Raw genomic sequence first — 15,360 nt, forward strand, 5'->3', positions numbered from 1 at the left:
GCAAATCCCGAGCAATCCGGAACAGATTGGGACGGGCGGAACGCACGCCGTAGGCGTGACGATTTGCTTCAATGTCAGAGGTTTAGAGCATGTCGCGTGAATCACATCACGGTACACGACAGGGGGTGTTTTCCAGTCACGGGGCTTTGCCCCGTCCCCCACTGGGGCCGAAAGGCCCCAGACCCCGGGCTGTTGCTGGCCGAAAGGCCCCAGACCCCAGGCCGTTCTTTTTAAAAGAAAAATGGGGGTTTGGGGGCATCGCCCCCAAATGGGCTTGGGCACTCGCCCAAAAAAGACCAGACACTATCATGTACTGCGGAATCACATTTCACGCGACATGCTCTAGATCATATGGTTGCGGAAAAAGTCCGAAAGCTCTTTTGTCGTCATTCCCACTTTCACGCCCAAGGCGTGCGTTCCGCCTCCGGGACTGACGCTTTTGGAGAGTTTTCGGACTTTTCCACACCCGGCCAGATCAAATTATCCGCTTATAATGTCCGGTCTAGCCAACCGAGCAACAGATGACGAGCGATAGCATCCTTGCCGGGCAACCTGAACCCGTTCTCCCCATCGGTGCTGTTCCCCATGGCGGCCACCTCGGCGCGGGTGAACCAACGGGCATCCTCCAGCTCCTCCCGATCGATGGTCAATGCGGTGCCCCCGGTTCGGGCGATAAAGCCAACCATCAGATTGGTGGGCCAAGGCCAAGGCTGGCTGGCGACATAGCGACAGGAGACGACATCCACCCCGGCCTCCTCTTTCGCCTCCCGGGCGACGGCGGCTTCCAGGGTTTCCCCCGGCTCCGCGAAACCCGCGAGGGCGGAATACATGCCCGGTGCGAAACGGGCCTGTCGACCAAGCAGACAACGCTCTCCCGTGGGGTCCTCGATCAACATGATCACCACGGGATCGACCCGGGGGAAATGCTGGGTTCCACAATCGGCAGACAGGCAGACCCGCATCCGCCCCCCCTTGTCCAGGCGGGTCCGACTTCCACAGCGGGCGCAGAAGGGGTGAGCGCCATGCCAGGCGGCCAACGCCATGCCATGGGCGAGCGCCGCCACCCGGGCCGGTTCCAGGGTATAGGCGATGCCCCGCAGATCCTGGAAGGTGGATGCCCCAGGCAGATCCAGGTCCGGCCCAAGATCCTTGCCGGTTTCGGCATCGGGTCGCCCGGGCAGGGCGGAGAGATCGAGAAGGTGCAAGGGTGCCTCTCCATCGAGACCCAGGTGAAAGGCCGGATGCCCGGTGTCCGGTCGCGGATCCAGGCCGGAGAGACGCCCTATGATTTCAGCGTTCACCTCAAGAATGGTGCCCTCTTCCGTGATCGCCGGGCGTCCGCGCCACAGCAGGAACCAGCGGGCAAGGGAACTCCGCCCCAGTGCCTCCAAGGCCTCCTGGTCGAGGGTTCCGGTGGTGACCCGATCGTGGCGGGCCTGACTGTAGACGAGCGGGGAAACTCCCGAAGCGGGCATCGGCGAACCATCCATCTGCTGTGAGGACTGGAAGAGAGCTGCACTCCTTGTGGAGGATGCGCGCTCGCCATGCAAGGCCGAACGCGGTATCAGTGACGGGATCCATCCATTGTATACTGGTCCTCTGCGGTATGTTCGCTCTGATTTTCCCTGTCATCGCGCCGGTCCTTGTTGCTGCGGCCATTGGCTACACCTGGGCCCGAGCGGGTCGGCCGTTCGACACGGAGACAGTCACCAACCTTGTGCTGACCGTGGGAGTCCCCTTCCTGGTCGTGGATGTCCTGATGAACGCGGACATCTCGCCAGACGCCATGGGGGAGATGGCCGTGGCTGCGGTGATATCCTTGGTCGGTTCTGCGCTGGTGGGCTGGGTGGTCTTGAAAATGCTCGGCCAACCGATCCAGGCCTTCCTGCCAAGCATGATCTTCGGCAATACGGGGAACATGGCCCTGCCCCTTTGCCTTTTCGCCTTTGGTGCGGATGGCTTGGCTTTGGCGATCGGCTATTTCACCATCGTGATTGTTGTGCAAGTCAGTGGCACAACCCTGATTTCCTCCAACGAGCGGAACTGGCGCAGCATCGTTCAGAACCCCATGGCCTGGGCGGCGCTTCTAGCCCTGAGTCTGAAGTTCAGTGGCTTTACTCTCCCCTTGTGGATCGAGAATACGGTACACCTTCTGGGCGCTATGACTATCCCCATCATGCTGATCGCTCTGGGGGTTTCGCTGGCCCGATTGAAGGTCACCAGTCTGGGCCACAGTCTGTTCCTGGGAGGATTGAAGATCGTCCTAGGCTTCGGCCTGGGATATGCAACGGTGCTCCTGCTGGATCTCCACGGAATCGCCCGAGGAGTGGTCCTGGTGCAATCAAGCATGCCAGCGGCGGTCTTCAACTATCTGTTCGCCGCAAAATTCAACCAACGGCCCGAGGAAGTGGCGGGCGTGGTGATCCTGTCGACTCTGGTCAGCTTTGTAACCCTCCCCCTGCTTCTCTGGGTGGCCATGGAAGGCACGGTGGTGGCGAACTAGATCAAGTTGTGGCCATGGGACGCGACAGGGAGCGTTTCCCGTCACGGGGCTTTGCCCCGTCCCCCCCTCTTTGGCGAGACTGGGGCCGAAAGGCCCCAGTCCCCAGGCTAAAAAAAGGGGGTTTGGGGGCATTTGCCCCCAAATGGGCTTGGGCTATCGCCCAAAAAAGACAAGACACTGTCATATACGGTGTCGGCACGACAGCACGACTTGGCGATCACCTCGCAGGTTCGATTTACTCAGACGTCTCCAATCCGCCCGCGTGTTTGATGAAGGCAATCACCTTGTCCAGGCCCGCGCCGGTCTTGAGGTTGGTCATCACATAGGGTCGATCACCGCGCATACGCTTGGTGTCCGCTTCCATCACCTCCAGGTTCGCCCCCACGAAGGGCGCCAGATCGGTCTTGTTGATGATCAGCAGGTCCGAGCGGGTGATCCCCGGCCCACCTTTGCGCGGGATCTTTTCCCCCGCCGCCACGTCGATGACATAAAGGGTGATATCGGCCAGCTCCGGGCTGAAGGTGGCCGCCAGATTGTCGCCGCCGCTTTCAACGAAGATCAACTCCAGGTTCGGGAATTTTTCGCGCATGCTGTCGATGGCCGCAAGGTTCATTGAGGCGTCCTCGCGGATGGCCGTATGGGGACAGCCGCCCGTCTCCACGCCCATGATCCGCTCGGCGGCCAAGGCGCCGGTCTCGGTGAGAATGCGCTGGTCTTCCTTGGTGTAGATGTCGTTGGTGATGGCCGCGAGATCATGAATCGGCGCCATTGCCCGACAGAGGTTTTCCAACAGGGCCGTCTTGCCCGAGCCCACGGGGCCTCCGACACCGACACGCAGGGGATTACTGGGGGAGACGTCACTCATGATCGGAACAACCTTGTGTATTGGGTTTCATGGCGGATGCTCGTCCAGTCGACCATGGGCGCCGCCGCGCCCAAGTCCTCCCAGGGGCGCTCCAGCGAGGCCCGCGCCGCCCGAGCCACCACCGGTCCGAGGGAAGCGAGCGCCCTCTGCCCGTCCGTCTGGCCCAGGGGCACCAGCCGCACGCCCGCAGAAATCAGGTTCGCCCCCATGGCGTGGAGAAAGGCGGACAAGACCGGTCCCACCGGAATCCCATGGAGGGCCGAGGCCAGCCCCACCGCCACCGGATAGGGACAAGGCCGCCCCACCCCCTTAAGCGCGGCCCGCCAGCGCTCCAGCCCCGGCACCGGCCAGCAATCGCCAATGGCGCGCAGGAAGGCCTCGCCTTGCGCGGCGGATTCCTGCGCCATCTCGTGGGTGCCGCGAAGGGCGTCCCCCTCCTCGGCCACGAGCAGGAGGCGCTCCAGATCATCGGCGCGAACGGCGGTCATGGCCTCCCGCAGCAGGTCCGCATCCACCCGGCCCGCGCCCGCTTCCAGGATCCAGGAGACCCAGGCGGTCAGGCTCGCCCGGTCCGTGACCTGCCCCCCCTCCACCGCGTATTCCACGCCATGGCTCCAGGTGAAGGCGCCCACGGGAAAACTGGGCGAGAGCCAAGCCATCAGCCGGAACAGGCCATCCTCCGGGCAGGAAAAGGCGTCAGTGCGGGTCATGGGAATGCCCCAGGGACCCGTCATGGTCATGACCGTGCCCCTGGTGCCCGCCACCTTCGTAGGCACCGCCCTCGGGCTCGAAGGGGGCGGTCATCCGTCGAGTAATCCCGCCCAAGCCTTTCACCATGGCTTCGATCACATGGTCTTCGGCGATGCGCAACGTCCCCCCGTCCCGCACCTGGACGGCAAGGTGGCGGTTGCCCAGGTGCCAGGCCATGCGGGCCAAGTGTTGCGGGTCCAGGCAATGGATATCGATCACCGGCTCCCGGGCGGCGATGACACGGAGAACCCCCGCCGCGTCACCGAGTTCCAACCCATCCCCATCCCGCAAGAGCACGGCGTTGGGCAGGTCGAGAAGGAAGTCCTCCCCGTCGTCATCTGTCATAAGCACCCGTCGCCGGTGACGGTCGGAAAAAGCGAGCGTCACCCGGCCCACCTCCGCTCCATCGGACCAAGATCCGGCGGCATGGTGGATGGTTGCCTTGCGCATTGAACCGGTCCCCTAAAACAGGTGGTAGCGCTGGGCCATGGGCAGGACCTCGGCGGGCTCGCAGGTGAGGAGTTCCCCATCGGCGCGCACCTCGTAGGTCTCCGGGTCCACCGCGATCTCCGGCGTGGCACTGTTCAGCACCATGTCAGCCTTGCCCACGGTCCGGCAGCCCTTCACCGGCAACAGCGTGCGGGCCAAGCCGAGGCTATTGCCAACACCGGCTTCCAGCGCCGCCTGGGACACGAAGGTCACCGAACTGGCGGTGAGCGACTTGCCGAACGCGCCAAACATGGGCCGGTAGTGGACCGGCTGGGGCGTGGGGATGGAGGCGTTGGGATCGCCCATGGCCGCAGCGGCGATGGTCCCGCATTTCAGCACCATGTCCGGCTTGACCCCGAAGAAGGCGGGCTTCCACAGGACCAAATCGGCCAGCTTCCCCACCTCGACGGAACCCACATGGGCAGAGATCCCATGGGTGATGGCCGGGTTGATGGTGTATTTGGCGATATAGCGCCGGACCCGCAGGTTGTCGTTGTCCCCCGTCTCTCCGGGCAGGCGGCCGCGCTGGACCTTCATCTTATGGGCCGTCTGCCAAGTGCGGATGACCACCTCGCCCACCCGGCCCATCGCTTGGCTGTCCGAGGAAATCATGGAGAAGGCGCCCATATCGTGGAGGATATCTTCCGCCGCGATGGTCTCCCGCCGGATGCGGCTTTCGGCGAAGGCCACGTCTTCCGGAATGCGCGGGTCCAGGTGGTGGCAGACCATGAGCATGTCCAGGTGCTCGTCCAGCGTATTCACCGTGAAGGGCCGCGTCGGGTTGGTGGAACTGGGCAGGACATTGGCGACACCGGCCAGCTTGATGATATCCGGCGCATGGCCCCCGCCCGCCCCCTCGGTATGGAAGGCGTGGATGGTCCGTCCCTTGAAGGCGGCAACCGTGTTCTCGACGAAACCGCTTTCGTTGAGCGTGTCGGTGTGGATCGCCACCTGAACGTCCCACTGATCGGCCACGGTCAGGCAGGCGTCAATCGCGCTGGGGGTCGTGCCCCAATCCTCATGCAGTTTCAGGCCGATGGCGCCCGCGCTCACCTGTTCTTCCAGGGCCTGGGGCAGGCTGGCGTTGCCCTTGCCGAAGAAGCCCAGGTTCATGGGCAGCCCCTCTGCCGCCTGCAGCATACGCGCCAGATGCCAGGGGCCGGGGGTGCAGGTGGTGGCGTTGGTGCCCTCCGCCGGCCCCGTGCCGCCACCCAGCATGGTGGTAACTCCGGAATAAAGGGCGTCGTTCACCTGCTGGGGGCAAATCCAATGGATATGGGCGTCAATGCCGCCTGCGGTGAGAATCCGGCCCTCGCCCGCGATGACCTCGGTCCCAGGACCAATGATGATGTCCACATTGGGCTGAACGTCGGGATTCCCCGCCTTGCCGATGGCGGCGATCCGGCCATCCCTCAAACCCACATCGGCCTTCACAATACCCCAGTGGTCGACGATCAGGGCGTTGGTGATGACCGTGTCCACGGCCCCTTGGGCGCGGGAGTATTGGGACTGGCCCATGCCGTCCCGGATCACCTTGCCGCCGCCGAACTTCACCTCCTCGCCATAGGTGGTGAAGTCCTTCTCCACTTCGATAATCAGGTCGGTATCGGCCAGACGCAGGCGGTCGCCGGTGGTCGGGCCGAACATGGCGGCATAGGCGCCGCGCTCGATTTCGAATGCCATGTCCCTTAACCCTCCAACTGACCGGCGATCTTGCCGTTGAACCCATGCACCACCCGGGCGCCCACATAGGCCACCAGAGTGACCTCCCGGGTCTGGCCCGGCTCGAAGCGCACCGCCGTGCCTGCGGGAATATCCAGGCGATAACCGCGCGCGGCATCCCGATCAAAGGACAGGGCCGGATTGGTCTCGGCGAAATGGTAGTGGCTGCCCACCTGCACCGGGCGATCACCCGTATTGGCCACGGACAGGGTGATAAAATCGCGCCCCTCGTTCAGGATCAGGGTGCCCTCAGCGGGGAAAAGTTCTCCGGGAATCATGGAATGGGCTCCCTTAGCGAATGGGCTGATGGACGGTCACCAGCTTGGTGCCATCGGGGAAGGTGGCTTCCACCTGGATCTCGTGGATCATTTCGGCGATGCCATCCATGACCTGATCGCGGGTGATGACCTCGGCTCCGGCCTTCATCAACTCGGAGACGGAGCGCCCATCCCGGGCCCCTTCGACGACGAAATCGCTGATCAGGGCGATGGCTTCGGGGTGGTTGAGCTTCACTCCCCGCTCCAGCCGTCGGCGCGCCACCATGGCGGCCATGGCCACCAGCAGCTTGTCCTTCTCCCGCGGCGTCAAATGCATTGCGTTCTCTCCCTAGCCATCGAACTGCAAAACCAACGTCTATTTTGTCGTCATCCCCGTGCAGGCGCTAAGGAATTCACGTTTCCCTGCCCCGCTCCGAAGTTAAATGATACGTTGCTTTCATTCGTCATTCCCGCGTTCGCGGGAATGACGAAGTAAAAAAGCGAAACACAAAGTAAAGAAACATGAGCGCCTTAGCGCGCACCCGAGAATGGCGAACCAGAGTGTATACCATCAATCGAACCTAAACATGCCAAGGCCGGGGGAGCACGGGCGCGTAGCTCCCCAAAGCCTGCCGTGAATATCCCCAAATGTCGGCGAAAGCAGCGCGAAGCGCCAGCCCATCCTCCGACAAAAACCGCGTAATCAACAGCCCCCCGACCTCCGTTGCTCCGGCGCGGACCTGGGGAGAGGCGGCCAACCGCTCCCGGATCTCCTCCATCAGAGCGAGCGCAGCACCGTCCGGCGCATGGGCCACCAGGGTGGCAAGCGCCACCGCCCCGCCGAAGCCTGCGGGATGGGCGATGGCCTCGGCCAGGTCCCCCTCCAGGTGGAGCGCATCGGCCCAGACGAGCCGCCCACCAACCCGGACCCGCCAGGCGTCATGAATCAGCCCTTCGGTCAACTGCTCCCCATGGGCGGTCCGTCCCAGGACCAACATCTCCCCAGCCAGGACGGTGGCACCGGGGTTCAGATCCAAGCGCGTGACCCGACGAAGCCGCGCCCGATTGTGCACAATCATCTCCTGAGGCAGCCATTCCAGCCAGGATCCCTCACCGGCGGACAGGGAGACATCCAGCCGCACATCGGGACCCTTGGAGCGGTAGAGTTTTTCCGCCGCCTGAGCCATGACCAGGACGCGGGCGCCGGGATCGACGGTCACGGCGACGGACATGCGATCCCCGCCAACCAACCCGCCCGCCGTATTGGTCAGGCAGGCGGTCAGGGGTTCGGCCTTGGACACGGTGGGAAACAGACAGCGCAACGGCGCGGCCTGATCCAGCTCGGCCAGACGCGTTACACCACCCGTGCGCCCCTCGGCAGCGCGCAGCCGCAGACCAATCCGCCCGTCACGCAAGCCGCCCCCAGGGGACGCCATTCCGCGCCCCGAAACGCCAGCCTCAGACGGTGAGGTGCCGTCGTACATCCGCCTCCTCCATGGTCGCCCCCTCGCCGGAGAGCACCACTTCGCCCCGATCCATGACCACATAATCGTCGGCCAGATCGCGGGCGAACTCGAAATACTGCTCGACCAGCACGATGGCCATGGTTCCCTTATTGCGCAAGTAGGTAATGGCCCGGCCGATATCCTTGATGATCGACGGCTGGATCCCCTCGGTCGGTTCGTCGAGCACCAACAGGCTGGGCCGCGTGACCATGGCCCGCCCAATGGCGAGCTGTTGCTGCTGTCCGCCGGACAGGTCTCCGCCCCGGCGATGCATCATGGTCTTGAGCACGGGGAACAGGGCGAAAACCTCCTCGGGCACGATGCGATCCTTGCGAGCCAGGGGGGCGTAGCCGGTTTCCAGATTTTCCTTCACGGTGAGCAGGGGAAAGATCTCCCGCCCCTGGGGCACGGTGGCGATGCCCCTGCGCGCCCGGTCGTGGGGCTTCAGGCGGGAGATATCCTCGCCATTCCACAGAATCTTGCCCTTACTGATGGGGTGTTGGCCGGTGACAGCGCGCAACAGGCTGGTCTTGCCCACGCCGTTGCGCCCAAGAACACAGGTGACCCGCCCGACCTGGGCGGTGACGGAGACCTCCTTGAGCGCCTTGGCCGCGCCGTAATGCAGGTCGATGCCTTCCACGGATAGCATGCGCCTTATCTCCCCAGGTAGACTTCGATGACGCGTTGATCGGCGCTGACATGGTCCAGCGAGCCCTCGGCCAGGACCGAGCCCTCGTGCAGCACCGTGACCTTCACGCCCAGGTCGCGGACGAAGGTCATGTCGTGCTCGACGACGACCACCGAATGTTCGCCGGTGATCTCCTTCAACAGCTTGGCGGTCTCTGCGGTTTCGTCGTCCGTCATGCCCGCAGCCGGTTCGTCGACCAGCAGGACTTTCGGGTTCTGGGCCAGAAGCATACCGATTTCCAGCCATTGCTTTTGTCCATGGGACAGGCCCCCGGCGTCGGTCTGGGCCAAATCCCCCAGGCGGATGATCCCCAGGATCTCGTCAATGCGCTTCCGTCCCTTGGCCGTCAACCCGCCAAAGAGGGTGCGGAACACCCCCCGGTCCCCCGCCAGGGCCAACATCAGGTTGTCGAAGACGGTATGCATCTCGAACACCGTCGGCTTCTGGAATTTACGACCGATGCCCAATTGGGCGATGGCCGCCTCGTCCATGGTCCGCAGGTCCGTGGTGCCGTTAAAATACACCTCGCCCGTATCGCACCGGGTCTTGCCGGTGATCACGTCCATCATCGTGGTTTTGCCCGCCCCATTGGGGCCGATGATGGCGCGCATCTCGCCGGGCTTGATCACCAGGGAGAGGTTGTTGAGCGCCCGGAAGCCGTCGAAGGTGACCGACACGCCGGAGACATAGAGGATCGAGGTCGCTTTTTCTTCCATGGTCCTCACTCCCCGACCGAGACATTGGCGGGCTTGACATCGCCGTCATCCGAAGGCGACGGGCTGTCTTCCGCTTTGTCGGCCTCCGCTTTGTCAGATCCCGTCTTCTTGCCCGCGAACCGGGGCGCAAAGGTGCCGATGATCCCCTTGGGCAGGAACAGGGTCACGGCGATGAACAGCCCCCCCAGAGCAAACAGCCAGACATCGGGCAGGGCCGCCGTAAAATAGGTCTTGGCTCCGTTTACCAGCAGCGCCCCCAAGATCGCTCCGACCAGGGTCCCCCGACCGCCGACGGCAACCCAGATCACCGCCTCGATGCTATTGGCCGGTGCGAACTCGCCGGGGTTGATGATGCCCACCTGAGGCACATAGAGCGCCCCGGCGACCCCGGCCATGCAAGCCGAAAGGGTCCAGACGAACAGCTTGAAGCGCTCCACCCGGTAGCCCAGGAAACGGATCCGGCTTTCGGCGTCGCGGACGGCGATCAGAACCTTCCCCAGACGCGAGCCGACCACCGCCCGGCAAATGACATAGCCGAGCGCCACGGCCACCGCGCTGGCCATGAACAGGGCCGCCCGGGTGCCATCGGCCTGGATGTCGAAGCCCAGGATTTCCTTGAAGTCGGTCAGGCCGTTGTTGCCGCCGAAGCCCATGTCGTTGCGGAAGAAGGCAAGCAACAGGGCGTAAGTCAGGGCCTGGGTGATAATCGACAGATAGACACCAGTGACCCGGGAGCGGAAGGCAAACCAGCCGAAGACGAAAGCCAGAACCCCCGGCGCCACCAGCACCATCAGGAAGGCAAAGGGCGCAAAGTCGAAGCCCATCCAGTACCAGGGCAGCTCGGTCCAATTGAGGAAGACCATGAAGTCCGGCAGCAGGGGATTGGCATAGACACCCCGATCGCCAATCATACGCATCAGGTACATGCCCATGGCGTACCCACCGAGCGCGAAGAACGCCCCATGACCCAGGCTGAGGATTCCGCAGTACCCCCAGACCAAGTCCACCGACAGGGCGAGCAAGGCATAGCACAGGTACTTGCCGAGCAGTGCGATGGCATAGGTCGGCACATGCAGGGCGGACCCCTCCGGGAAGCCCAGGTTCAAGAGGACGATCAGCAGGGGTAGACCAAGCAGAAGCGCGAGCACGATCCAGGCCCGCCCCCCCAGACCGTTGAGAAGCAATCTGGTTATCATGATTCCACCGCCCGGCCCTTGAGGGCGAACAGGCCCCGGGGACGCTTCTGAATGAACAGGATGATGAAGACCAGCACCAGGATTTTGCCCAGCACGGCCCCGGCATAGGGCTCGAGGAATTTATTGGCGATGCCGAGCGTCATGGCCCCCACCAAGGTGCCCCAAAGATTCCCGACACCGCCGAAGACCACGACCATAAAGCTGTCGATGATATACCCCTGACCCAGGTTGGGACTGACGTTATCCACCTGGGAGAGCGCCACCCCGGCGATCCCGGCGATACCCGACCCCAAGCCAAAGGTCATGGCATCCACCCAGTTGGTGCGGATGCCCATGGACCCGGCCATGCGCCGGTTCTGGGTGACGGCGCGCATCTGCAATCCCATGGGGGTCTTTTTCAGCACCAGCATCAAACAGAACAGAACCGCCATGGCGAAGAGGATGATGGTCAGGCGGTTATAGGTAATGGTCATCTCGCCGACCTTGAAGGCACCGGACATCCACTCCGGCGTCCCCACCTCCTGGTTGGTCGGGCCGAAAATGGAACGCACCACCTGTTGCAGCACCAGAGACAGGCCCCAGGTGGCCAACAGGGTTTCCAGGGGACGGCCATAGAGGAAACGGATAATCCCCCGCTCAATCGCAACCCCAATCGCCCCGGTGACCAGGAAGGCCAGCGGCAGGGCGATCAACAAGGACCATTCGAACAATCCGGGGAGAGAGGTGCGGATCACATCCTGCACCATGAAGGTGGTGTAGGCGCCCAGCATGACCATCTCGCCATGGGCCATGTTGATCACCCCCATCACACCAAAGGTGATGGCCAAGCCAATGGCCGCGAGCAACAGGACCGAGCCCAGGGAGAGGCCATACCACACCGCCTGCCCCGCATCCCACAGGGCGAGCGTGTTGTTGATCGATGTCATCGCCTTTTGGGCCGCAGCGGCGACGACGCCCTCGCCATTGGCCAGGGGGGTCAGCACCGACAGGGCATCGCGTCCGCCCATCGCGGTGATCGTGGTGATCGCGGCGAGCTTGCGGTCCTCGGGCAGGTCGGAGGAAAGGATGGAGGCGGCCAGCGCCCGCTCCATGGCGGCACGCACGGTGCTGTCACTCTCCACACCAATGGCCCCTTCCAGGGCCGGGATAGAGTCTGGATCGGCGCTGTCGAACAGGGATTTGGCCGCGATCAGGCGGACCGCGGCGTCCTTGGACCGCAGGGTGAGCGCCCCCACCGCGTCCCGGATGCTCCGGCGCAGTCGGTTGTTGACCTTGATCTTGTCCAGAGCGCCCGAGGCCAATTCACCCATGGCCTCCCCCGTTACGGGATCGGTCAAAGCCAGGGTCTTCCCCGCCTTCTTGGCGATGACCACGGTCCCGTCGGCCTTCTTCACCATCAGGTCGCCATCGGACAGGGCTTCCAGGATGGGAACGGCGCGGGGATCGCCGGTGGCGGCCAGGGCCTCGATTGCCTTGGCCCGGTCGGACAGCCCCCCCTCGGCCAGACTGGCCACCAGGGGGGCGAGATCCTCTTCCGCCTGGGCCGGGGTAGCCCCCAGGGCAGCCAGGACGCAGACCATGGCCGCCAGCCCCAGCAGGATCAACTTGATATGGCGCATGAAACACCCTTCCGAAAAACACGGCAAAGGGACAAGGCACCAAGCCCCCGGAAAATCCAGGAAGGAGAGGATCCCGGCGGCGGCTTGGGCGAAAAACGAAGGGAGGTCCGAAGCGGATCCGGACCTCCCCCAAAAAGCGGAGCCTTATTCAGCGCCGCCGCACTTGCCAGTGGCCGTGTTGAAGTTGCCGCAGGACATCGGCTCGCGCCAGTCGGAGATCAGGTCCTTGGAGCCTTCCAGATAGTCGGACCAGGCATCGCCGGGCACCAGACCGGAGGTTTCCCACACCACTTCGAACTGGCCGTCGTCCTGGATCTCACCGATCAGCACGGGCTTGGTGATGTGATGGTTCGGCATCATCGCGGAATAGCCACCGGTCAGGTTCGGAACGGCCACGCCAACCATGGCGTCAATGACCGCATCTGGGTCGGTGGTTCCGGCCTTTTCGACGGCCTTCACCCACATGTTGAAGCCGATGTAGTGGGCTTCCATGGGGTCATTGGTGACGCGTTTGTCATCCTTGGTGAAGGCATGCCAGGAGTCGATGAACGCGGTGTTTTCCGGGCTGTCCACGGACTCGAAGTAGTTCCAGGCGGCCAGGTGGCCGACCAACGGCGCGGTATCGATACCGGCCAATTCTTCCTCGCCGACGGAGAAGGCAACGACCGGGATATCCTCGGCCTTGATGCCCTGATTGCCCAGTTCCTTGTAGAACGGCACGTTGGCGTCCCCGTTGATGGTGGATACCACCGCCGTCTTCTTGCCAGCCGAACCGAAGTTCTTGATGTCGGCAACGATGGTCTGCCAGTCGCTATGACCGAAGGGGGTGTAGTTGATCATGATATCTTCGTCAGCCACACCCTTGGCCTTCAGATAGGCTTCCAGGATCTTGTTGGTGGTCCGGGGATAGACATAATCGGTCCCGGCCAGCACCCAGCGCTCCACGCCTTCTTCCTTCATCAGGTAATCGACGGCGGGGATGGCCTGCTGGTTGGGGGCGGCGCCCGTGTAGAAGACGTTCCGCTGGCTTTCTTCGCCCTCATACTGGACGGGGTAGAAGAGAATGCTGTTCAGCTCCTCGAAGACCGGCAGAACGGACTTGCGGGACACGGAGGTCCAACAGCCGAAGACCGCGTCGACCTTGTTGACGGAGATCAACTCGCGCGCCTTTTCGGCGAACAGCGGCCAGTCAGAGGCCGGATCCACCACCACGGCTTCCAGCTGCTTGCCCAGAAGGCCGCCCTTCTTGTTCTGCTCGTCGATCAGCATCAGCATGGCGTCCTTCAGCGTGGTCTCGCTGATGGCCATGGTGCCGGACAGGGAATGCAGGATACCCACCTTGATGGTGTCGTCGGCGGCCTGAGCGGTTCCAATCGCGGCGCTTCCCATCTGAGCAGTCAGCGCCAATGCGCCTGCGGCGAGAACGCTTCGGAAAGTCTTCTTCATGTTTCGGATCTTCCTTGGATGAAGGTTGACGGCGGATCTTCAATGGCAAACCCCATGCCATTTCATGAAAAAGCCATGTTTCCCGCCGGTTCCGCCCCAATGTCGCCCTCTTTTCGTCGAGTGTTGGACGAAATCTGTCGGATATTGCGCATGCGAATGGCGCGCCCCGCCCAAGGAGCCAGCACTGCCAAGGCCATTTGTTTCCATAATGTTGCTAATGGGGAAATAAACAGGATACCTTGGGCATTCGAGGATCGCGATGGGACGATCCGTCTTGCGCTGTCCGTGGGATCCCGCCATTCTCCGCTCCACGCAGCGGCGCCCCACACCCTCTCATGGGACAATTGTGCAGTCTTTTCCTCGCCTTTACTTGTCACTAGAGGAGGTCAAGCACCAAATAGGAGCTGTCGGATTTTGCGCGAGTTGACCCGAGAGTCACTCTTTCGCCTTACGGGAACAGGAGTACAAACAGGGAGATCGGCGGACCATGTCGTTACGAAAACGGATTCTTGTTGTGGAGGATGACCCCGCCACCCGCGAGATGATCGCCGCCTATTTAAGCACGGCCGGTTTTGACGTCCTTTCTGCCGATAGTGGCCGGGCCATGGCCGCGACCTTGAAGCAATCGGGGCGGATAGACCTGTTGTTGCTGGACGTAAACCTGCCCGACAGCGATGGCATGATGCTCGCCCACGAGATCCGCCGTCGCTCTCCGTTGGGCATCATCATCGTTTCCGAACGCGACACCCCCAATGACCGGGCCATGGGCCTGGAAATGGGCGCCGACGACTACATCACCAAACCCTTCTTCCCCCGCGAATTGCTCGCCCGCGTGCGCAACGTGCTCGACCGGGCCGCGCCGCCAGGAGAAGCGCGCGGAATCCATGGGGGCGCTGGACGGGTCATGCGCGTGGGCACCTGGCTGATCGACAAGGACAACCGAAAGATCGTCGACGAAGCAAGCGGCGAACCCGCCGCCCTGACGCCCGCAGAGTTTGACGTTCTGGCCGTGCTTGTGGACCACCCCAACCAGCTCATGGATCGCGACACCATCGCCGAAAGCATCGGCGAAAAACGCTCCGAAGGGGGGGGCCGTAAGGTCGATATCCTGATCAGCCGCCTGCGCCGCAAGCTGGGCGACAGCTCCGAAGGGGGCGAACGGATGATTGAAACCGTGCGCGGCCACGGTTACCGCTTCGCCGCCTTGGTGGATTGGGTGTAAGGTACAGATTCGTCTCCCTTCTCATGGACTCGCGCTCCGCGCCAACTCGTTTGCCCGAAATCCGCAGCCCGAAAGCCGCCGCCCGAAAGCCGCCGATTGCGCGCCCAAACGTCCCCTTTGTCTTAGAGTGAAATGGGATCAGCTTGGAACACGCTGGCCCCATTTCACTCTCATTCTATTAAGTTTTAGAGTATCTTCGAGGCTAGGCTTGGTCACGATGCACGGTACACGACAGGGGGTATTTTCCCGTCACGGGGCTTTGCTCCGTCCTCCAACCCCAGGCTAAAAAAAAGGGGGGTTTGGGGGCATTTGCCCCCAAATGGGCTTGGGCAATCGCCCAAAAAGACGAGACACTGTCCTATCCCATGGTTGCGAAGCGACC

General features: G+C 63.0%; 15 protein-coding genes. 2 read left to right on the forward strand and 13 right to left on the reverse strand.

Annotated features, from left to right (window positions below; all coding sequences use genetic code 11):
* Positions 1-488: 488 nt before the first annotated feature.
* Positions 489-1,475 carry an NAD(+) diphosphatase gene (nudC, locus tag ACLIRY_RS19625; protein WP_413207118.1) on the reverse strand — a complete coding sequence of 329 codons (987 nt, stop codon included), beginning with the start codon at positions 1,473-1,475 and terminating at the stop codon, positions 489-491.
* Between the two features lie 131 nt (positions 1,476-1,606).
* Between nudC and ACLIRY_RS19630 the strand changes: the two genes are divergently transcribed.
* Positions 1,607-2,503, forward strand: coding sequence for an AEC family transporter (locus tag ACLIRY_RS19630; protein WP_413207119.1), 897 nt, complete (start codon positions 1,607-1,609; stop codon positions 2,501-2,503).
* A 235-nt stretch (positions 2,504-2,738) separates the two neighbouring features.
* Here ACLIRY_RS19630 and ureG read toward each other — a convergent pair whose 3' ends face one another.
* From ureG to urtA, 12 genes are all read right to left on the reverse strand, one after another.
* Entirely contained in the window at positions 2,739-3,368 is a 630-nt protein-coding gene (gene ureG / locus ACLIRY_RS19635; RefSeq protein WP_413207120.1) for an urease accessory protein UreG, read from the reverse strand.
* A complete protein-coding gene (locus tag ACLIRY_RS19640) occupies positions 3,365-4,108 on the reverse strand; it encodes an urease accessory protein UreF (RefSeq protein WP_413207121.1) in 744 nt (247 codons plus the stop codon). Before ACLIRY_RS19640 ends, ureG begins: the two co-directional genes overlap by 4 nt.
* Positions 4,065-4,568 carry an urease accessory protein UreE gene (locus ACLIRY_RS19645; protein WP_413207122.1) on the reverse strand — a complete coding sequence of 168 codons (504 nt, stop codon included), beginning with the start codon at positions 4,566-4,568 and terminating at the stop codon, positions 4,065-4,067. The genes ACLIRY_RS19640 and ACLIRY_RS19645 overlap by 44 nt, the downstream gene beginning before the upstream one ends.
* Positions 4,569-4,580: 12 nt before the next feature.
* On the reverse strand, positions 4,581-6,290 hold the full coding sequence (gene ureC, locus ACLIRY_RS19650; protein WP_413207123.1) for an urease subunit alpha: 1,710 nt from the start codon (positions 6,288-6,290) through the stop codon (positions 4,581-4,583).
* Between the two features lie 5 nt (positions 6,291-6,295).
* Positions 6,296-6,607 carry an urease subunit beta gene (locus tag ACLIRY_RS19655; RefSeq protein WP_413207124.1) on the reverse strand — a complete coding sequence of 104 codons (312 nt, stop codon included), beginning with the start codon at positions 6,605-6,607 and terminating at the stop codon, positions 6,296-6,298.
* A 13-nt stretch (positions 6,608-6,620) separates the two neighbouring features.
* Entirely contained in the window at positions 6,621-6,923 is a 303-nt protein-coding gene (locus ACLIRY_RS19660) for an urease subunit gamma (protein WP_413207125.1), read from the reverse strand.
* A gap of 244 nt (positions 6,924-7,167) precedes the next feature.
* Positions 7,168-8,070: an urease accessory protein UreD gene (locus ACLIRY_RS19665; protein ID WP_413207126.1), complete on the reverse strand. Its 903-nt coding sequence runs from the start codon at positions 8,068-8,070 to the stop codon at positions 7,168-7,170.
* The gene (urtE, locus tag ACLIRY_RS19670) at positions 8,045-8,740 is read right to left on the reverse strand and encodes an urea ABC transporter ATP-binding subunit UrtE (RefSeq protein ID WP_413207127.1); all 696 of its coding nucleotides are present in this window, start codon (positions 8,738-8,740) and stop codon (positions 8,045-8,047) included. Before urtE ends, ACLIRY_RS19665 begins: the two co-directional genes overlap by 26 nt.
* A 5-nt stretch (positions 8,741-8,745) precedes the next feature.
* Positions 8,746-9,495, reverse strand: a complete 750-nt coding sequence (urtD, locus tag ACLIRY_RS19675) for an urea ABC transporter ATP-binding protein UrtD (protein ID WP_413207128.1) — start codon at positions 9,493-9,495, stop codon at positions 8,746-8,748.
* Between the two features lie 5 nt (positions 9,496-9,500).
* Positions 9,501-10,691 carry an urea ABC transporter permease subunit UrtC gene (gene urtC, locus ACLIRY_RS19680; RefSeq protein WP_413207129.1) on the reverse strand — a complete coding sequence of 397 codons (1,191 nt, stop codon included), beginning with the start codon at positions 10,689-10,691 and terminating at the stop codon, positions 9,501-9,503.
* Positions 10,688-12,310: an urea ABC transporter permease subunit UrtB gene (gene urtB, locus ACLIRY_RS19685; RefSeq protein ID WP_413207130.1), complete on the reverse strand. Its 1,623-nt coding sequence runs from the start codon at positions 12,308-12,310 to the stop codon at positions 10,688-10,690. Before urtB ends, urtC begins: the two co-directional genes overlap by 4 nt.
* 144 nt (positions 12,311-12,454) lie before the next feature.
* Positions 12,455-13,756: an urea ABC transporter substrate-binding protein gene (urtA, locus tag ACLIRY_RS19690; RefSeq protein WP_413207131.1), complete on the reverse strand. Its 1,302-nt coding sequence runs from the start codon at positions 13,754-13,756 to the stop codon at positions 12,455-12,457.
* Positions 13,757-14,243: 487 nt separating this feature from the next.
* Between urtA and ACLIRY_RS19695 the strand changes: the two genes are divergently transcribed.
* Complete coding sequence (locus tag ACLIRY_RS19695) at positions 14,244-14,978, forward strand: response regulator transcription factor (protein WP_413207132.1); 735 nt, start codon at positions 14,244-14,246, stop codon at positions 14,976-14,978.
* The last annotated feature ends 382 nt before the right edge of the window (positions 14,979-15,360 follow it).

The organism is Rhodospirillum sp. A1_3_36, assembly GCF_047263945.1.
In the GTDB taxonomy this organism is placed as follows: domain Bacteria; phylum Pseudomonadota; class Alphaproteobacteria; order Rhodospirillales; family Rhodospirillaceae; genus Rhodospirillum.